We start from the raw sequence: 20,521 nt of genomic DNA, 5'->3' as shown, positions 1-20,521 counted from the left end.
TATGGAATTAACAACAACAGTAACCGAGTTACGTTACGCACTTGACACCTTTTTCTTCCTCATTTCCGGTGCGTTGGTAATGTGGATGGCAGCTGGTTTTGCGATGCTAGAGGCTGGTCTTGTGCGCTCTAAGAACACAACAGAAATTCTTACGAAGAACATCTGTTTGTACGCAATTGCATGTACGATGTTTCTAATCGTTGGTTACAACATCATGTATGTCGACAACGGAGAAGGAGGCTGGTTACCTTCATTTGGTGCGTTGATTGGTACCCAAGGAGAAGGGGCTGATCACTCTCTAGAGTCTGATTTCTTCTTCCAAGTCGTCTTCGTTGCAACGGCAATGTCTGTCGTTTCTGGTGCGGTGGCTGAACGTATGAAGCTTTGGTCTTTCTTGGTTTTCTCTGCGATTTTGACCGCATTTATCTACCCAATAGAAGGTTATTGGACATGGGGCGGTGGTTTCCTAGCAGAAGCTGGATTTAGCGACTTTGCGGGTTCAGGTATCGTACATATGGCTGGTGCTTCTGCAGCTCTCGCAGGTGTGTTATTGCTTGGTGCTCGTAAAGGTAAATATGGAAAAAACGGTGAAATCTACCCGATTCCAGGTTCAAACATGCCTTTGGCAACACTAGGTACTTTCATCCTTTGGTTTGGTTGGTTTGGGTTTAACGGTGGTTCTCAGTTGATGGTTTCAGACTTTGAGAACGCAACAGCGGTAGGTCAGATCTTCCTAAACACCAACGCAGCAGCTGCTGCAGGTGCTATTGCGGCGCTATTTGTATGTAAAACGACTTGGGGCAAAGCGGATTTAACGATGATTCTCAATGGTGCGCTAGCAGGCTTGGTTGCTATCACCGCAGATCCTCTATCACCATCGCCATTATATGCAGTTGCTATCGGTGCAGTATCTGGCGCGCTAGTCGTATTCAGCATCATTGGCCTAGATAAACTAAAAATTGATGACCCAGTCGGTGCGATTTCAGTGCACGGTGTTTGTGGCTTCTTTGGTTTGATGGTTGTGCCTCTAAGCAACGGCGATGCTACATTCGGTGCGCAGCTTTTAGGTGCAGTCGTTATCTTTGCTTGGGTATTTGGTGCCAGTCTAGTGGTGTGGGCTATCTTGAAAGCAACCGTTGGAATTCGCGTCACGGAAGATGAAGAAATGGAAGGTATGGACATGCATGATTGTGGCGTCGGTGCGTACCCAGAATTTGTCACTGTGAAGTAATCAATAGCCTGTAATAAATAGTTACACTCTCAACATATAAAAACCTGCTCCGATGAGCAGGTTTTTTAATATTTGTCATTGTCTTCTTATTGAACATACATATAATAACGCAACTGATAAACGTTATCATTAGCATGGTAAAGGATTAAACAATGAAAAAACTGCTAACTCTTTCAGCATTAACTTGCGCTACCTTAGCTCCAACAGCAATGGCTGCTGAAGAAGTGAACGTCTACTCTTACCGTCAACCTTTCCTAGTTGAACCTATGTTCAACGAGTTCACTAAAGAAACTGGCATCAAAGTAAACGTAAAATTTGCTAAAAAAGGCTTAGCAGAAAAGCTAGCTCAAGAAGGCGAGTACAGCCCAGCTGACGTTATCCTTACGACAGACATCAGTCGTCTAGCAGAACTGACAAACAAAGGTTTAGTTCAGAAAGTAGATAGCAAAATCATTGAAGAAAACGTACCAGCTCAATACCAAGATAAAGAGAATGAGTGGTTTGCCCTAACTCTACGCTCACGTAGTGTTTACTCTTCACGTGATCGCGTAGGTAAACTAGGCGCAGATTTCAACTATGCAGATCTAGCTAAGCCAGAGTTCAAAGGTAAAATTTGTACTCGTAGCGGTAAGCACCCGTACAACGTTTCTCTAGTTTCAGCAATGATTGCTCACAATGGCGAAGCAGAAACCAAAGAGTGGTTGGAAGGCGTGAAAGCAAACCTTGCTCGCAAACCACAAGGCAACGATCGTGCACAAGTTAAAGCAATCAAAGAAGGCCTATGTGATGTTTCTCTAGGTAACAGCTACTACCTAGGTAAAATGGTTAATGACAAAGAGCAAAAAGCTTGGGCAGATGCAGTTTACATCAACTTCCCTAACCAAGAGACTACAGGTACTCACGTAAACATCTCTGGTATGGCGATGGCGAAGTACTCTCCAAACAAAGACAATGCTGTGAAGCTAATGGAATTCCTAACGGGTGACAAAGCGCAGCAGATGTACGCAGAAGTTAACTACGAGTACCCTGTTAAAGAAGGCGTGAAGCGTTCTGAACTTGTGGAATCTTGGGGTGACTTTAAAGCAGACAAGCTTTCTCTAGACGATATTGCAGCCAACCACGAAGCGGCAATTAAGCTATTAGACGAAGTGAAATTTGACCTTTAATTCCTTGTGGGGGTATAACAGTACCCCCATTTGATTAAAGGATATGAGATGTATTTGCAACAGCATTTGTATTTCATACAGCCTTGCAGTAATTAGGCGATGAAAGATAAACACTCTTTATGGAAAACCAGTAGTGGGGTAATAACTCTGTTACTGGTTTTGCCGATCTTAGCGATCTTCTACACCGCAATTGGTGAAACGGATGATTTGTTTGCCCATTTAATGGCGACAGTCATGCCGACTTATATTTTTAACACGGTTGCGCTCACTATTGGCGTAATGGTGTTGTCCTTAATTCTTGGTATACCAAGCGCTTGGATAATGGCTATGTGTAAACTGCCGACCGAAAAATGGTTGCAGTGGGCATTGGTGTTACCTCTTGCGATGCCAGGTTATATCATTGGTTATATTTTTACTGATTGGTTTGATTTTGCTGGTCCAATTCAGATCTTTTTGCGTGATGTAACCGGATGGGGACCTAGCGAGTATTGGTTCCCTGATATTCGCACCTTGCCTGGCGCGACCTTTGTGTTGGCTTTAGTGCTGTACCCTTACGTGTATTTGCTGTGTCGAGCTGCATTTATGGAGCAAAATGTCTCTTTGTTGCAAAGCGCGCGTTTGCTCAAATGCTCTCCATGGGAAAGCTTTTGGCGCATCTCGATGCCACTAGTGCGACCTTCTATCGCTGTGGGTTTGTCGCTGGTGGCAATGGAGACTATCGGTGACTTTGGTACTGTAAGTTACTTCGCTGTGAATACGTTAACCACAGCGGTCTACGATACTTGGTTGGGATACTCTAATCTTAATGCAGCAGCCAAGATTTCAGCCATGATGCTCGTCATTGTAGTACTGCTCCTCAGTGCCGAACGCTACAGTCGTCGTAAACAAAAGCTTTTTCAAAGCCAATTTAACAGTCACGAAGATTTTCGTTATGAGTTGACGGGCTGGAAAAAGTGGACCGCGCTGGTTTGGTGTTGGGGCTTGGTTTCGGTCGCGTTTATTTTGCCATTACTACAGCTGATTGATTATGCGATAACTTACTTTGCGCAGAGTTGGACCCCCGAGTTTCGTGAATACGCATGGAATAGTTTGGTCGTGTCGGTTATTGCCGCCATTATAGGTGTTGCTGTCGCACTGATCGTTAACTTTACCCATCGCGTCAATGGCAAGCGCGAAAGCTTGGCATTTATGCGTCTTTCTTCGATGGGGTATGCAGTGCCAGGAACCGTATTAGCGATTGGTGTGATGGTCGCAGTACTGTTTATGGATCACCGCGTCAACGACCTTGCTAAAGCCATGGAGTGGGGCAGACCGGGACTTATTTTTTCTGGCTCCATGTTCGCCCTGGTTTTTGCCATGGTTGTGCGCTTTTCAGCGGTGGCGATTGGTAGTATCGAAAGTAACTTAAATAAAATTTCGCCTTCGTTAGATATGGCGTCTCGCACCATGGGTTGTAAGCCTAATGCCATGCTGTGGCGTGTGCACTTTCCGCTGGTTAAACGTGGTGCACTGATTGCGGCTCTGTTAGTGTTTATCGAGTCGATGAAAGAGCTCAATGCGGCCCTATTACTTCGTCCGTTTAACTTTGAAACACTAGCCACATACGTTTATAACTTCGCCTCGGATGAGCATTTGGAATTGGCCGCTTTGCCTGCGGTTTTGTTGGTTCTTGTTGGGTTGATCCCGCTTGTTGTTGTTAACCGTTCACTGGAGCAAAATCACTGATGAGCTGCGCATTATCAATTAAAAACCTAACCTGCCAATATGATGATCAAACCGTACTGGAATCATTGTCTCTTGAGGTGGAACAAGGGCAAATTGTCTGTTTACTAGGTGCAAGTGGTTGCGGAAAAACAACACTATTAAAAGCCGTTGCGGGATTATTGCCGTTAACGTCAGGCGAAATGAGCTTAAATTGCGTCACGATTGATGATGGGGAGAACTGGTTGCCACCAGAACAGCGTAATATCGGGATGATTTTCCAAGATTATGCGCTTTTTCCTCACCTGACGGTGGAGCAAAATATTGCCTTTGGCTTAAAGCATTACTCGACAAAAGAGAAAAATGGCAAAGTCCAAGAGATGCTCGAGCTCGTGCATTTGCAAGGCTATGGCGATCGTTATCCTCATCAATTGTCTGGTGGACAGCAGCAGCGTGTTGCGATTGCTCGCTCATTAGCTTACAGCCCAGACTTATTGCTGCTGGATGAGCCGTTCTCTAATATTGATACGCAAGTTCGCCATGAGCTGATAAGCGAGATCCGTAAGATTTTTAAGGCGCAAGGCGTGACTGCCATTTTTGTTACGCATAGCCGTGAAGAGGCTTTTGCCTTCGCTGATAAAATGGCAGTGATGAACAATGGTGTTATCGAGCAGTATGGCACGGCATCTGAGCTTTACTATCAGCCTTCAAGTAAGTTTGTTGCGGATTTCTTAGGTGGTGGTAGCTACCTGGCCGCTAAACGAGTTTCGGATTCAGAATATGAAACCCACTTGGGTGTGGTTGAAGCCACAGCCCAACAAGAGATCCCAGTGCAGTCTGAATGCTCTTTGTTGCTAAGGCCGCAACATGTACAAATTCAATCCGATGAAGAGAGCTCAGTAACGGTGCTGGAGCAGCACTTTATGGGTGACCATTGCCGTTACGTGATTGATGCGAATGGCGACCGTTTGTTGGCTACAGCATCGCAGGCATTAAGTATCGGTGAGTCTGTTGCAGTGAAAATTGAAACGCAGGGCGTGCTGGCATTCGCATAACGTTACTGGGTACCTTTACTACTCTCTTATGCCTGCCTACACACAATAAAAAAGCCCGGCAGTGATGCCGGGCAAGTATTCTTCCCCTTAGCGACAGCTTGAATTACATGACAAGCGTAGCCGAAGTGCTCGAAGCGGGCACAAGGTCAGTTATAAAGATAAGAAGTCTTTAAACTGTTGAAGAACACGTTCCGCAGTGTCCTTATCTTGCATTTCTGCAAAAATACGCAGTAGTGGCTCAGTACCAGAGAAGCGGGCGATGATCCAACCGCCATTCTTGAAGTACACTTTCGCACCATCTTCGTAGCTGACTTTTTCAATATCGAACTCAAACTCAGGCAGTTGTTTTTCAACATATATCTTGTTGAACAGGACTTCTTTTTGCGCTGGTTTGAATTTGCAATCACCTTCTGCCATGTACGCGTAGCCGTACTTACCGTAGATTTCATCTAGCAACTCAGACAGCTTCTTGCCGGTTACTGAGATCATTTCTACCAATAGGCTTGATGCGAATACGCCGTCTTTACCTTTGATGTGGCCGCGAATGGTTAGGCCGCCAGAGCTTTCCCCACCAATCAGTGAGTCATCCGCTTCCATTTGAGAACTGATGTGCTTAAAGCCTACTGGTACCTCAAAGCATTTTTCACCATGGTCTTCAGCAATTTTATCGAGAAGATGAGTCGTCGCGATGTTACGTACCACGGAACCTGTCCAACCTTTGTACTCCAATAAGTAATAATAAAGTAGAATCAGGACTTCATTCGGATGAATGAAGTTACCTTTTTCGTCAATAATACCAAGACGGTCCGCATCGCCATCGGTACCGATGCCAATATCGTAACCTTGCTCTTTTACTAGGTGCATCAAACGGTAGAGTGTTGCAGCACTTGGCGAAGGCATTAACCCACCGAAGTCTGGGTTTTTTCCATCGTTAATCACATCAACGTCACAGCGGCCATTGATTAATACGGTTTGCAGCGCATTTTTTGCAACACCGAACATCGGGTCAATCAAAACGCGTAGGTTGGCTTTTTTGATCGACTCGATATCAATAAAGTTAATGATCGAATCTACGAATTCGTTCATCGGGTTGATAATTTGAATCAGCTTATCTTCAACCGCTTGTTCAAAATCGACACTTTTTACATCTTGTGCAGTGAGCGTATTGATTTGTGATTCGATTTTCTGGGTGATGATTTCATCTGCATCACGACCGCCTTCAATGAAGACTTTAATGCCGTTGTAATCGGCCGGGTTGTGCGATGCCGTAATACATGCAGAGTAAGCACAGCCCATTTCCTTCGCTTTAAACATTACGATAGGCGTTGGAACAAACTTATCGATAAAGCTAACGACGATGCCGTTTGCTGCTAAAACTTCGGCAAACCAACGGCCAGCTTTGTCAGACAGAAAACGTCGGTCATAGCCAATGACAAAGCCGCGATCAGCAACAGATTCGTTATTCGTAATGTTTGCAACTGCTTGAGCAACCAAACGAACATTATCTTTAGTGAATTCTTCACCGATAAATGCACGCCAACCGCCTGTACCAAATTTGATCATGATTCGATCCTCGATAAGAGCGGCATCCCACCGTCTCTTAAATCTTTGCTAGCGAACCGATGCACTCACCAAACTCAAGTGCATCGGATAAATCAAAAGGGGAGAAGCTCTCCCCTAAAAGATGATTAACCTAGAGTAACGATAACTTCGTTTACTGAACCTTCCGCTTGAACTGGTACAGAAGCACCATTTACTGCTTCACCGTTCACAGTAATCGACTTAACGCCTTTGCTTACTGAGTCAGGGTTAACAACTTTGATGTTGTAAGTCGCGCCTAGCCACTGACGAGTGACTTCAAATCCAGGCCAGTTCGTTGGAATACATGGATCGATAGTTAGACCATCAAAACCTGTGCGCACACCAAGGATAAAGTTGGTCACTGCGAAGTAAGCCCAACCAGATGTGCCGGTTAGCCATGGGTGGTTTGCACGACCGTGGTCTTGGTGGTCACGACCCATAATGAACTGAACGTATGAGTATGGTTCTGCAATACGTTTTTCGATGATGTCGTTTTGGTTGTATGGGTTGAGTGCATCGTAGAACTTCATTGCACGGTCACCACGACCCAGTTTCGCTTCAGCTACCCAAGCCCATGGGTTTGGATGCGAGAAGATTGCACCGTTTTCTTTTACGCCTTGGTAAACGCGCGTTACAAAGCCGATATCATCGTTTGGCGTAGCGAATGATGGCGAGTTTAGGTGAAGGCCGTATTCAGAGAATAGATTTTCGTCGACTGCGTCCATCGCTTTTTCGCCGCGCTCTTGAGATACCGCACCAGACAGCACCGCAAGCGTGTTTGACTCTAGGTGTACACGACCTTCTTTTTGCTGCGCAGTACCGATCTTGTCGCCGTTTTTCGTTAGACCACGGATATACCAGCCGCCTTCTTCGTCCCAAAGGTGTGTTTCACACGCTTCACGCACGTTTGCCGCCATCTCGGTGTACTTCTCAACGTCAGCGTCTTTGCTTAGGTATTTTGCAAGGTCGATAAACTCTTGTAGCGCCCAGAAGTGTAGGAAAGACACCATTGAAGACTCGCCGCCACCTAGGTTTAGACAGTCGTTCCAGTCGGCACGTAGACCTTTACAGATGCCCGTTTGACCCACGTATTCAGCTGAGAAGTCTAGCGCAGCTTTCATGTGGTCATACACGGTTGCATCACCGCCATCTGCGTAAGGAATCACTTCGTCGAAGAAGCTGTGCTCACCCGTTTCCATCACGTACTTACAGATGGTTGGAACTAGCCATAGATGGTCATCAGAACACGTGTCTTCAATACCGTGGATCTTGTCTTCATCAGATGGAGTAGGAACAACTGTTGGGGATTTCGATGGTTTAACATCCGCTTTTTCTGGATCGAACCAGTCTGGATCGAATAGGTGTAGACCGTAACCCGCTTTCACTTGGCCGCGCAGTAGGTCAACGATACGTTTGCGCGTCATTGCTGGGTTAGCGTGAGGAACTGAGATTGCGTCTTGCGCCGTATCGCGGTAACCAAGGCCAGTACGGCCACCGACTTCGATGAACGAAGCAAAGCGAGACCAAACCACACACGTTTCTGCTTGGTACAGCGTCCAAGCGTTGATCATCGTGTCTAGGCCTTCGTTTGGCGATTTCACTTGGAACTTGCCACAACGCTCATCCCAGTGTGCTTTGATACCAGCAAATGCATTGTCTACTTCAGCCAGGTCTTGGTATTTAGTGCGCAGACGTTCACCGTTGCCTTTACCGATACCTAGAATGTAAGCAAAACGAACTTCTTCACCTGGTTGGATAGTAAATTGCTTGTGCAGAGAGCCACAGTGGTTGTAACACGTTTGTGCGGTGTTAAAACACTTACCTTGTTCTACTGCTAGTGGGTTTGCTTCGTCGCGGTATAGACCTAGGAAGCTATCACGTTGACCGTCGTATGAATCTGGATCAAACGTTGACGCTAGGTAGTAGAAGCCTTCGAAATCGTTAGTGTTGTAGTACAGGTCGTATTCAATCACACCTTCGTTGTATGACGTACCAGCAGAGTAGAGAGACATCTGGTGGTTTTGGTTATCTGATTGAATGTGGCTGAACGAGAACTCAACAAATGAGAATGCACTGATCGTACGCGGTTTGTCAGAGGTGTTCTTGATGACCACATCCCAAATTTCTGCATCTTCGCCTTTTGGTACAAAGAGCGTTTTGGTTGCGCTAATGCCGCTGTATTCACACTTGAATTTAGAGTACGACAAACCATGACGAACTTCGTAGTTCGCTTCGTCTAGGCTTTTGGCAACTGGTTGCCAAGAGATTGACCAGTAATCTCCCGTCTCATCATCACGTAGGTAAACGTAGTGTCCTGGGCGATCGAATGTCGCATTTGGACGGAACTTAGTAACACGGTTGTATTCTGGAGAGTTGTAGAACGAATAGCCACCTGCGTTATGCGAGATAACGGTACAGAATTTTTCTGTACCTAGGTAGTTGGTCCAAGGAGCAGGTACATCAGGGCGAGTAATGACGTATTCACGATTCTCGTTATCGAAATAGCCGTATTTCATTTGTGTCTTTCCTTTTTACAAAGCTGCGTCTGCAGCCAAAATTTAAAAACTCTTCAAGCGTGATGCTTCTACATCAGCTCTGTATTACTTCCACGGTTTACGGTAATTCACTCCCTGCAAATCAAGCAGCGGTAGGTGTCCTTTCAAACGTGATAAATAGTCGGTCCAGTCTCGGTGTTGTTTGTCTGTCCAACATGCTTCTGCCATTGCGGTTAAGCGCGGGAAGACCATGTAGTCCATACGAGACTGGTTGTTGATGATTTCGCACCACAATGCGGTTTGAATGCCCCAAATGCGTTTACGTATTGGATCGTCGGCTGGCACTTCAGCGAGTGGTTCATAGTTGTAAGCTTTTTCTAGCGGCAACGGGTTAGCCCAATCCACGCCCGGTTCTTCTGGTGCGTAATCTTGGGTCATATCTAGGTAGGTGGTTTGTGCAGGTTGTAGCACCACATCGAAACCTTGGCGCGCGCAGTTCAACGCCGCTTCTTCGCTTAACCACGAATAGATCACTGTGTCTTTGCTGACTTTGTCGCCATGCTGTGCTTCTTCCCAACCCAGCATGCGCTTGCCAAGTTTGCGCAGTTTGTCTTCGGCATGACGCAAGAAGTGCCCTTGTAACTCTTTGTAGTCGCTGTAACCCAGTTGTTCCATTAGTGCTTGGCACGCAGGGCTTTTTGACCATACGCCGTTAGGTACTTCATCCGCACCGATATGAACATAAGGGGCAGGGAACAACGCGGAGACTTCCTCCAACACTTTGTCGATAAACTCATAGCTCCCCGGCAGAGCTGGGTTAATGACGTTGTCGTTGTAATGCTGAATGCTGCGGTATTCGGTGGTGTCTTCTGCTTCTACCAATAGGTGTGGTAACGACTTGATGGCAGCTCGGCAGTGGCCTGGTACATCGATTTCAGGGATAACAGTGATGCCTCGTTTCGAAGCAAATGCAACCACGTCTTTGATGTCTTCGTGAGTGTAAAAACCGCCGTAACGCTCAGCAAGGTGCGTGTACTGTGGCTCATTGGTTTCATCCAACCCACGCCATGCGCCAATATCGGTTAGTTGAGGCAGTGATTTGATTTCAATTCGCCAACCTTCATCATCGGTCAAATGCCAATGGAACGTATTGAACTTGTAGTGGGCTAATTGGTTGATCAAGCGTTTGACTTGCTCAACGGAGTGAAAATGACGTGCGCAGTCCAGCATCATTCCACGATAACGAAAACGTGGTCGGTCTTTGATTGAACAGCAAACCACTTCCATTGAGGCTGGTTGATCGCCAACTTTGATCAGTTGCAATAACGTTGCACAAGCATGGGTAAAACCAGACGAAGAGCCAGCTTCAATTTTGATCGACTCTTCTGCTACCTTCAGCTTGTAAGCGCCTTCATCCAAGGTTGGGTTGCCTTTGAAGATGATCTGACTGCCATTGTTTGATGCGAACTCAAATTGATGAATGCGCTTAAGCTCTTCAAGTAACCACTCTTTAGCTGCATTGGCTAGGTTTGAATAAACCGCAACGCCAGCTTGATGATTAAAGCTAAAGCAGTGATCGCTGACTTCTATATGGTTTGGTTTTGGCAATAAAGGCTGTGCATGCGTCAAGCTGGAAGGGATCTCACTACGTTCACGGTACGGTGAAGCCAATACGATCGGCGTGACATCGACTTGAGCTCGTTGAAGGTTGCCGTTGACTTCAAAGTTGACTAAGGCTTCATTGAATCCATCAGAATAGTAACGGAATGGGTTTGAACCAATACTGAACTCGCAGTAAAAATGATGGTTAGCTGCCAACACCAACCCTTCTGGTTTGAGGGTGCAGTAGCTGCCAATTTGCTTGAGCTGACCATTCGAAACACTATCGGGCAGAATGTAGCGATCAAAAGCAAAAATCAGGCTCCAATTGTGGAGATCTTGATCGCTCAAATTATGGAAAGTCAGTCCGAAACGGCAGTTTTGCTTTTGCTCTGATAGGACGACGAGATCAACACGATATTCCATATCTACTCCTACGCCGCACTGAGCGAGTAAAGGTTATGTTCAGGTTTACCTGCAAACATAATTGCGCCTTCAATCGCGTCAAACTGTGGTTCAACAACCCATTGCTGAACTGGTGGCGAAAGCCAACGTAAAATACGTTCAGCAATGCTGCCCATTAAACAAATACGCGTTGCGCCGCGCTTGTTTAATGCCACGAGAAACATTTCTATATCAGCTGCAGTTTGCTTCAGCATTTCAATTGCCAGTGCATCACCTTGTTCTGCATGTTGGAAAATAGCAGGAGAAAACTGCCCATAATCACGAGGAAGCGCTTGTTTAGACCAAGCCACCACGTTATCAACGTCATTTTCGAAATGTGCCATGACGTGTTGTGCCAGAGGCGTTTTCTCTCTGATGCCATCTTCTGCTAACAAAACTTGTTGAACTAGGCTAAGCCCCATGACTGCGCCGCCACCTTGATCCGAAATCGGGAATTCACGACCACCGACAACGTGCTGCTCCAATCCTTTAAGATAGATGCCACAAGACCCCGTTCCTGCGATCATGATTGCGCCATCTTCGCCATTGTGTGCACCAACGCACGCGCCGTAAGCATCAGTATTAAGAGTCATACTGGCAAACGGATGAGGAAGAGACATGAAGGCTTGCCAAGATGCTTTGTGCTCAGCACCTGCAAGGGCTAAGCCGACATGCATCGATGCAAAATCTTGTTGTGTCAGGCCGCCTTGCTCGGCAGCCGAAGTGATGGATTCAAGAATCGAGGCCATTGCAATTTCAGCGCCTAGCATGATGTTGGCGCTGCCGCTTTTGGCCTCGCCAAGAAAATTACCTTGTGAATCTTTAATCCTGGCTCGACATGACGTGCCGCCACCATCGATACCGACAAAATACATCCCCATGATTATTGTTCCTTAATATTTTTAGAGGTTGCCAACTGAGAAATATGCTGAGCTTGACTCATTATCGCGAGTAAGTACCAAGAGCCATGCGGGATCCATTGTTCGCCCCAGCGCCAGTTTTGTAACATGTCGTCTTTTTGTGCTGGTGGGTTAAATGCGATGTCTTCCTCGTCTTCAAAGCCGCCAGTGATTCCGTTACACACACCGCCTTTAGCATTGAAGAAACCATATTGAGGAAGGTAATCAGGGTTGTTACGACCGTGGCCATCAAGCATGCACATGTCGTATGGGTTTAAGCCTACAATCCAGTTCAATGCATCTTGAGCAAACACGGAAAGTTGTTGCTGTATTTCTTGCGATGCTATATGCGGTTGAGCAAGGTATGCCATGGTCGCGAGTGAGCCCAATCGAGCATTCTCGCCTTGCCACCAATAGCCGGATTCATTGTTGTGTGCGACAAAAAATGCATCGCGTTTTGACTCATTTACGCCTTTAACATACTGGCGAGGGTAACCGAATGGGTTGGTCACTTTATTCGATATTTTGATCTCAAACTCACACGCTCGGTTAACGATGCGTTTTACCGATTCTGTCTGTACGGAGTCGTCTTCAATTGCTAGGTATTCGCATAGTGCAATAACTGGTAGACCTGCTTCGGCAGCGTGAAAGTATGGACGACTGCCGTCTTGGTTTGCTGACCAAAAGTGTTGAATCTGCTCGTCGCTCATTTGGCGGGCAACTAAGCGTTGTGCCCACAAACGGCTCTCTTCCAAGTAGCGAGTTTCTTTGGTGGCTTTAAACAGTTCTACACTAGCTAGTAGCGCACAGTATTCGTCGATAATGTTTTCTTCACCATCATTGAGGTACTGCGTATTGTGCTCTTTTAAGTGCCAGTAACCATTTTCAGCAGCGTTGCGGTATTTCTGTTGATCGTATTCGCCGTGAACACCTAAACGCGACGCCGCGGCCAGAGCTGCGATGGCGACACCGCCACCTTGTCGAAAGCCTGCTTGGTAGTCGTCAAATTTGTGACCAAGTTGCGTTTCGTAGGCACAGATTTCTCGTTGCGCAGTATCTTTGCTCCACTTATCAAAGACCGTCATGTAGAAGAAGCCTTTTTCGTTTTGCATACGAACAAGGAAGTCTGCACCGAACAGGGCTTCTTCAATAAGACGTGTGCGTGTGAAGGCTGCAATGTCTTCGCTTCCTTCAAGCAATGAAAGCCCTTTTAGGATGTTCCAAACCACCATTGGAGTTTGTTGAGGGTTCAAATAATTAGCGTATGAAAGATGACTTAAATACTTACTAACGTCTCCAGATGCGTCGTACCAGCCACCGTGAACATCAACTGTTTGGTTGGCGTTGAGCACTGGCACTTGTCGATCTTGTTGATCGAAAACCCCACCGCAACGTTGTGATTTGAAGTAGTGGATCACATCTGACAGGGTTTGATTCAACAGAATATGTTCGCCAACAGTGAAATAAGAAGAACGCGAATCTTCCACTTGCAGGAAATAGTCGCCTGAATCTGTGAAAGATGAAAAGTCGATGAGGTAGAAATAGCCCTGATGCCAGTTCGCCACTTTACCTTGTTCTTCAACCGCAAAAGTTGCCACGGTTTGCTCGGTAGTGGCACAAATCAATTGGGCAGTGTAAGAAGACAAGTGTGGTTGTTCGGTCTGGACAATGGCTTTCTTTGGGCCCAGATGTTCATAACCAATGTGGTTAGTCAGTAGCAGCATTCAATGTCTCCGGGAAACGATAAAAACAGGAATGGGTCAGGCTGAACCTGACCCTCGTTATAATTAATCTTCAAATAAGTAACAGCGAACAAAGTGGTTCTCAGAAAGCTGAGTGACGTCCGGTAGTCGTTCGCGACATTTATCGGTTGCGTGTACGCAGCGTCCTGCAAATGGACAGCCGACTGAATCCGGTGTCCAAAGTGGGATTTCCCCTTTGTTGCCTTTCAGCTTCTCGTGAATAGACTTCGATGGATCAGGCACAGCAGATACCAACAGTTGCGTATATGGGTGTTGAGGATCGTGAATGATTTCCTCAGTATCCCCCCATTCAACCATGTGACCTACGTACATAACCGCGAGATCTTCAGCAATGTAACGCGCCGTTGCGATGTCGTGAGTGATGTAAAGCAGAGACATTTGTTTCTCGAACTTCATCTCTTCCATCAAGTTAAGAACACCAGCACGAATTGACACGTCCAGCATTGATGTTGGCTCATCTGCCAATACCACTTCTGCACCTACAGCGATGTTACGAGCTAGGTTTACACGTTGACGCTGACCGCCAGATAGCTGGTGCGGGAACTTTTGCGCGGTTTCTTTTGGCGGAATCAGACCAACTTGTTCTAGTAGGTCATACACACGCTCTTCCAGTTCCTTTTTGTTGCCTGGTGCAATCTTTTTATGGATCAGCAACGGGCGAGCAATGTGGTGGAAGATATTGTGTGTAGGGTTTAGTGAGCCAAATGGGTCCTGCCATACCATTTGTATGCCTTCACGGTATGTCATCAAGTCATGTCGAGAGGTAATATCTTGGATATCACGACCTCTGTATTCGATTACACCCTCGGTAGGGGCGTACATTTTAGCTATCATTTTAGCGGTAGTAGATTTACCAGAGCCTGATTCACCTACTACTGACAAACCGCGGCTCTTGTACATCTTGAATGACACGTCGTTGATCGCGCGCATTTTTGACTGCTTGATTGAGTTACTATTTAAAGGGAAGTCCTTAACGACATGTTTACCCTCAATCAGCAGTTCGCCGAGTTGTTTGCTCATAATTCTCTCCAGTGTAATTTTGTTCTTAGCTAGCGTTATTTTTTGTTGTTAAACCTTGGCTTGAGCAATCGTGTCGCCGTATAAGTGGCAATTTGAAAAACGACCAGGTTCAATTTGACGCAGCTGAGTTGGTACTCGTGTACAAGCTTCGTGGACGCGGTCGCAGCGAGCTTGGAATCGGCAGCCTTGAGGAATCTCTAACAGGTTCAAAGGGTTGCCTGGAATACCAGTTAATTTGGTTTTAGGACCAGTTAGTGGAGGGAAAGAGCTACCCAAACCTTTGGTGTAAGGGTGGTAAGGACTTTCCAGAATTTGCTTAGAAGGGGCGACTTCAATCAACTCACCGGAGTACATAATGCCGATTCGATCCGAGAACTCGACCATGAGTGACAAGTCGTGAGTGATGAAAAGGATCGAGAAGCCGAACTCTTCTTTCAGTGCATAGATCTTTTGTAAGATTTCACGCTGAACCACAACATCGAGTGCCGTCGTTGGCTCATCCATGATGATCATCTTTGGATTGAGAGCCAGAGCAATCGCAATGACTAAGCGCTGGCGCATACCACCGGAAAATTGGTGTGGGTAGTCATTTAAGCGGCTTGGGTGAATATCAACGATTTCCAGCAGACCTTCGGCGCGCTTTTTCGCTTGTTCACGTGTCATGTTGGTGTGGCGCATGATGACATCGCAAAACTGCTCTTCCATCGTAAGCACCGGATTTAATGCGTTCATTGCACTTTGGAACACCATCGACATCTCGCTCCAGCGGAATGATTGCATACGTTCATCGCTGTACTTAATGATGTCTTCACCGTTGAAGATGACCTCACCACCAGTGATGAATGCTGGCGGCTTATGAAGACGCATGAGCGAGAAAGCAACAGTGGATTTACCACAGCCAGATTCACCTGCCAGGCCAAAGACTTCACCTGGCGCAATGTCAAAGCTAACGTTGTTACAGGCGCGGACATCGCCCGCATCTGTGATGTAATCTACGCATAGGTTACGGATAGAAATTAGTGGTGCAGTCATGATTATTTATCTCCGCTCCATAGTGCATTTTGTGGTGCCATTTCAGGCGCGCGCTCTTTCTTGTCTTTCTTTGCCAGTTTCTTCCAGCGTTTCATGCCTTTGTGAGAACGAAGCTGTGGGTTAGCAATTTCATCAACGGCAAAGTTAAGTAGAGCAAGACCAGTCACCAAAAGAGTTAAGGCGATACAAGGTGCTAATACTTCCCACCATGCGCCAATCAACATTGCTGATGAGGTTTGCACGTTGTAAAGCATGATGCCCCAACTGATGGTGTTGGCATCGCCCAGGCCCAAGAACGAGATTACAGCCTCAGTATTGATAGCGAGCATTACTGAGCCGATGAAGCTTGCACCGACAATCGGGATTAGGTTTGGTAAAATTTCAACGAAGATGATGCGGAATGAAGACTCGCCCAATACTTCAGCGGCTTTCACAAACTCTTTCTCGCGCAGAGCCATGGTTTGAGAACGGACAACACGTGCGCCCCACGCCCAAGAGGTACCAGCGATAATCAAGGCAATGGTGAGTGGACCTGCTTCGCCAATAAAGGCTGCCAGTACAAAGAGCAATGGGTATTGAGGGATTACCAGCATGATGTTCATCGCTGCACTCAATATGTCATCCACTTTGCCGCCGAAGTAACCTGCCGAGATACCAATGACCGTTGCTAGGAAACATACGATGATGCCAGCACCAAAGCCGACACCCAGCGATACGCGAGCACCGTAAGCCACTTGTGACCAAATATCACGACCCATACGTGAAGTCCCCAGAACGTGATCAGCCTTTTTCGACATAATCAGCGTACGACGATCATCTGCTAGATTTTTAGCTACCCAGCCATCAGGATTATTTTGCGCTTGTTTTACGACAAAGCTAGGGTATTCGTGTGGATTACCGGTTCGCTTGTCTGGCGCATGTTTCGTAAGTAAAGGAGCGGCGATCGCAACGAATACGAATACGGTAACAATACCAAGACCGATTCGAGCGAATGAGTTACCTAAAATAAGTTTGAATAGTTCTTTCATGATTATTTGCCTCCCGTACGTAGGCGAGGGTCTAGAATCATGTACAGCATGTCAGCCATTAAGTTGAAGCACAGCATGAACATCGTCATGATAATTAACTGACCTTGAAGTACTTGGTAGTCACGAGCGTGAATTGCGTTAAGTAGCACGGTGCCTAAACCTGGGTAGTTGAAAATCATCTCGATGATCAATTGACCACCAATGGCCATACCCAAAGACATAGATAGCGCGGTTACACTTGGAAGTAGCGCGTTACGTGCGGCGTAATTGAAGACGACACGGTTCTCGCTCAGCCCTTTGCCTTTCGCCATCGTGATGTAGTCTTCGGCGAGAAGGTTGATCATGTTGTTACGCATATTGACGAGGAAGCCGCCGATCTGAACGATGGTTGCACAGAATAGAGGGAGTACTGCGTGGTAACCCACGTTTTTGATGAACTCCCAGCTTGACCAATCAGGGATAGTACCTGGCGTGTAAGCATAGCCAGATGGGAACCATTTTAGGCCAATCGCAAAGGTAAACAGCGCTAACATTGCGATAACCATCTGTGGGATAGCTTGAATGATCAATGTACCAGGCGTTACGAATGCATCGTACTTACTACCACGCTTCCAAGCGGCAAAAATACCGAGTACAGAAGCGATTGAGAAAGAAAGTACAACCGCAGTACCAGCTAGGAAGAGAGACCAGCCAAATGCACTACCTAGTAAAGAGTTAACTGAAAGAGGGTAGAACTGGATTGATGTCCCTAGCTCCCAACTTAGAATGTTTTTAATGTACGAAAAGTACTGAATGTAAATCGGCCCATCAACGAAACCGAGCAGTTCTTTCATTGCTGCGATTCGTTCTGGCGTCACCTGTACAGAAGCGTTAGCAAACATCATGGTAACTGGGTCACCAGGCATTGCTCGCGGAATAATAAAGTTTAACGTCGCTGCAACTAAGAGCGCGACAAGATAGAACGACAAACGTCTTAAAAAATAACCCATAACTCACACCTTACTCACCCAGATTTTTTCCCTGTTTCTGGTTTCAGGTCGCTCCTAGCGAAATTTAGAGCGAAAAATCCCCTGACGACGAGCGCCACATATTGGTTTCGTTAACAAGGGATTTTTATAGGCGGCACACGGGATGTATGCCGCTTGAAATGAACTTCTACTTATTTAACTGGTTTTAGGTCCAGCACGTGAAGTAGACGCTCTGGGATACCAGCCCAAATGTTTGGACGGCCCTTAGGATTTTCTTCGTTCCACCAACCAGTGAAGCGAGTTGTGTTGTATTGATACATGTACGCGCCAGATAGCACAGGAATGGTTACTTGGTCCTGAGCAATGATCTTCTGGATACCATGAGCGATTTCTAGCTGTTCTTGCTTATCAGCGGTTTTGTAGAAGCTGTTAAGAAGACCGTCTAACTTATCGTTCTTGTAGAAGTGCATTGCAAAGCGAGGCATACCGTCACCAGACTGTAGCTTCGAGTTGTAGCCGCTGTCCCAGTACAAGTGTGGATCCGCACCGTGGAAGTAGTTGGTGTAAGCAACGTCGTATGTACCTTCTAGCATTGCTTGGTTGTATACCGAGAAATCTGGAGTACGAGCACGTGCTTTAATGCCTACTTCTGCTAGTTGCTCAACAGCTAGTTGTACAGTGTTGTTAAAGTCAGTCCAACCGTTTGGCGATTGAATGAGAAGCTCGAAAGACTTGCCAGATGGTGTATCTACAAAGCCATCTTTGTTTACATCTTTGAAGCCTGCTTTAGCAAGAAGCTTTTTCGCACCTTCGGCGTTGTATGTGTTGTAACCTTTGTACTTGTTGTGCGTCTCTTCGTCAGACCAAGCTTCGAATGCGTAGCCTAGACCCGAAGCGAAGTCATTTACTGTACCGCCACCGTAGAATGCAATGTCGATAATCGTTTGACGGTCTAGCGCCATAGAGAACGCACGACGGAAGTCAACGTTAGTAAGTGCTTCGTTTTTCGCCGCGTCTGGGTTTTTGAAGTTCACTACAAACGCTTGAGTACCCGCTGGTGGGTACCAGTAGTGGTGGTTCGGACTTGCTGCAGCGTAAGTGCGGTCGATGTCTGGTACGAATGAAGACGTCCAGTCCATTTCGCCGTTAACGATTTTGCCCAAGAATTGGTCGTTGTTCGCGATTTGTGGCACTCGTAGACAGTCTACATCTAGGTTATCAGCATCCCAGTAATTCGGGTTCTCACACTGAATGTATAGTTGCGGTGTAAAAGTGTCGATTTCGGTAAATGGACCACTACCTACAGGATTTTCGTTTGTGAATGTTGCTGGATCTTTCACTTTGCTCCATACGTGCTTAGGTACAACTGGTACTTTTGCAATTTCGTAAGGAACGTTTGAGTTTGCTTCGCTTAGACGGAATTTAACTTTGTAGTCGTTAACTTTCTCTACGCCCGTAACCCAAGAGTTGATACCAGACTGGTCTAGCTCTGGTTTCTCTTTAACTAGGTTGAAAGAATAAACTACGTCATCAGCGGTAAACGCTTTGCCGTCAGACCATTTTACGCCCTTACGAATATCGAAGGTCACGCTCATTAGGTCATCAGCCATGGTAAAGTTTTCTGCTAGACGAAATACTGGCGTGTTACCGTGCATTTCGTTAAAAACAACGAGCGGCTCGTAAATAAAGTCGGTTGTTGTGTGCAGGTTAGTTGCACCCAAGAAAGGGTTAAAGTTACGAACGAAAGTTGTAAACTCTTTAGGGTGGATAGTCAGTTCACTGCGTTCAGCCGCAGTAGCTACCGATGCAAAACCTGTAGTAGCCGTTGCAATAATTGCTGTTGCTAGTGCTGTTTTTTTAATATTGGCAAGCATAGCTGTTCCTTACTATTTGCTTTCATTTCACTAAATGGAATTGAATGTCATCAATTGATAAACACTCTCCAAGACCTACCTCTTGTTTATGCATTACTCATTACAACATTGAGTTTCGCCAAGAGTGGCCTGTAGGCCTTAGGCAGGAGTAAGAAAACACCTTATCCATAAAATAATCAAACCCGATTCTCGTTAAAAACGTTAAAATATCGTCACTCTCCGTTATAAACGTTATTTTGGCTAATTTTGACTAGAGATAGACCAAAAAGTAAACGTTGATATGCGTCGCAGTTTATATCCTTATTAATAGTAAGGGTTAGTGATTGCTAACCTATAATCTATTTAAAATAAAAGCCTTCTGATTCTCTTCCTGGTTCGGAGATCTCGCTCACATGCAGAAAATGTGTTAATTAATTAGCTAAAAATTAATCTGCCGTTCTGTTGTGATTGAGTTCGCAATCTCTGTCAATTGTTGGTTAAAAACCGTTTGTTATCTGAAAAACAGTCTCTTTTATCGACAGTTTTCTCTCATTTATTGCTCTTTTTTTATTGTGAAAATGAAGTGTTCTGTTCGCTCGAGTAAACCTAATTTGGGCAGGTTAGAGCGATAGAAGCGTATGTTTGGAGTGCCTACCATGGACAACTTCGTCCAGAGGCTTATTCGG

14 protein-coding genes are annotated in these 20,521 nt (G+C 46.0%); 4 read left to right on the top strand and 10 right to left on the bottom strand.

Annotation, left to right across the window (positions count from 1 at the left end; translation table 11 throughout):
* The first annotated feature begins 1 nt into the window (after position 1).
* From LIX84_RS08770 to LIX84_RS08755, 4 genes are all read left to right on the top strand, one after another.
* Positions 2 to 1,231 (top strand): ammonium transporter, encoded by a 1,230-nt coding sequence (locus LIX84_RS08770; protein WP_182032760.1) that lies wholly within the window; start codon positions 2 to 4, stop codon positions 1,229 to 1,231.
* Positions 1,232 to 1,383: 152 nt separating this feature from the next.
* Positions 1,384 to 2,397 (top strand): Fe(3+) ABC transporter substrate-binding protein, encoded by a 1,014-nt coding sequence (locus tag LIX84_RS08765; protein WP_005386566.1) that lies wholly within the window; start codon positions 1,384 to 1,386, stop codon positions 2,395 to 2,397.
* Positions 2,398 to 2,496: 99 nt separating this feature from the next.
* The gene (locus LIX84_RS08760) at positions 2,497 to 4,122 is read left to right on the top strand and encodes an ABC transporter permease (RefSeq protein ID WP_139060605.1); all 1,626 of its coding nucleotides are present in this window, start codon (positions 2,497 to 2,499) and stop codon (positions 4,120 to 4,122) included.
* The gene (locus tag LIX84_RS08755; protein WP_226421107.1) at positions 4,122 to 5,153 is read left to right on the top strand and encodes an ABC transporter ATP-binding protein; all 1,032 of its coding nucleotides are present in this window, start codon (positions 4,122 to 4,124) and stop codon (positions 5,151 to 5,153) included. The genes LIX84_RS08760 and LIX84_RS08755 overlap by 1 nt, the downstream gene beginning before the upstream one ends.
* Before the next feature lie 150 nt (positions 5,154 to 5,303).
* Here the strand turns inward: LIX84_RS08755 and LIX84_RS08750 are convergent, their stop codons facing one another.
* The 10 genes from LIX84_RS08750 to LIX84_RS08705 all read right to left on the bottom strand — a co-directional run bounded on the left by LIX84_RS08750 (position 5,304) and on the right by LIX84_RS08705 (position 19,856).
* Positions 5,304 to 6,716 carry a phosphoglucomutase/phosphomannomutase family protein gene (locus LIX84_RS08750; protein ID WP_226421106.1) on the bottom strand — a complete coding sequence of 471 codons (1,413 nt, stop codon included), beginning with the start codon at positions 6,714 to 6,716 and terminating at the stop codon, positions 5,304 to 5,306.
* A 125-nt stretch (positions 6,717 to 6,841) separates the two neighbouring features.
* Positions 6,842 to 9,250, bottom strand: a complete 2,409-nt coding sequence (locus LIX84_RS08745) for a GH36-type glycosyl hydrolase domain-containing protein (protein ID WP_226421105.1) — start codon at positions 9,248 to 9,250, stop codon at positions 6,842 to 6,844.
* 84 nt (positions 9,251 to 9,334) lie between these two features.
* The gene (locus LIX84_RS08740) at positions 9,335 to 11,254 is read right to left on the bottom strand and encodes a beta-N-acetylhexosaminidase (RefSeq protein ID WP_226421104.1); all 1,920 of its coding nucleotides are present in this window, start codon (positions 11,252 to 11,254) and stop codon (positions 9,335 to 9,337) included.
* Between the two features lie 8 nt (positions 11,255 to 11,262).
* Complete coding sequence (locus tag LIX84_RS08735; RefSeq protein ID WP_226421103.1) at positions 11,263 to 12,153, bottom strand: N-acetylglucosamine kinase; 891 nt, start codon at positions 12,151 to 12,153, stop codon at positions 11,263 to 11,265.
* 2 nt (positions 12,154 to 12,155) lie between these two features.
* Positions 12,156 to 13,895, bottom strand: coding sequence for a glycoside hydrolase family 9 protein (locus LIX84_RS08730; RefSeq protein ID WP_226421102.1), 1,740 nt, complete (start codon positions 13,893 to 13,895; stop codon positions 12,156 to 12,158).
* A gap of 63 nt (positions 13,896 to 13,958) precedes the next feature.
* A complete protein-coding gene (locus tag LIX84_RS08725) occupies positions 13,959 to 14,954 on the bottom strand; it encodes an ABC transporter ATP-binding protein (protein WP_226421101.1) in 996 nt (331 codons plus the stop codon).
* A 48-nt stretch (positions 14,955 to 15,002) separates the two neighbouring features.
* A complete protein-coding gene (locus tag LIX84_RS08720; RefSeq protein ID WP_005394709.1) occupies positions 15,003 to 15,986 on the bottom strand; it encodes an ABC transporter ATP-binding protein in 984 nt (327 codons plus the stop codon).
* Between the two features lie 2 nt (positions 15,987 to 15,988).
* A complete protein-coding gene (locus LIX84_RS08715) occupies positions 15,989 to 17,014 on the bottom strand; it encodes an ABC transporter permease (protein WP_104970921.1) in 1,026 nt (341 codons plus the stop codon).
* Between the two features lie 2 nt (positions 17,015 to 17,016).
* Positions 17,017 to 18,003, bottom strand: coding sequence for an ABC transporter permease (locus tag LIX84_RS08710; RefSeq protein WP_005394705.1), 987 nt, complete (start codon positions 18,001 to 18,003; stop codon positions 17,017 to 17,019).
* 170 nt (positions 18,004 to 18,173) lie between these two features.
* Positions 18,174 to 19,856, bottom strand: a complete 1,683-nt coding sequence (locus LIX84_RS08705) for an ABC transporter substrate-binding protein (protein ID WP_005394703.1) — start codon at positions 19,854 to 19,856, stop codon at positions 18,174 to 18,176.
* Between the last annotated feature and the right edge of the window lie 665 nt (positions 19,857 to 20,521).

Origin of the sequence: Vibrio sp. E14 (genome assembly GCF_020515785.1) — a bacterium.
In the GTDB taxonomy this organism is placed as follows: Bacteria; Pseudomonadota; Gammaproteobacteria; order Enterobacterales; family Vibrionaceae; genus Vibrio; species Vibrio diabolicus.
The sequence above is the reverse complement of the archived record's forward strand: the minus strand, read 5'-3'. Positions and strand labels throughout refer to the sequence as shown.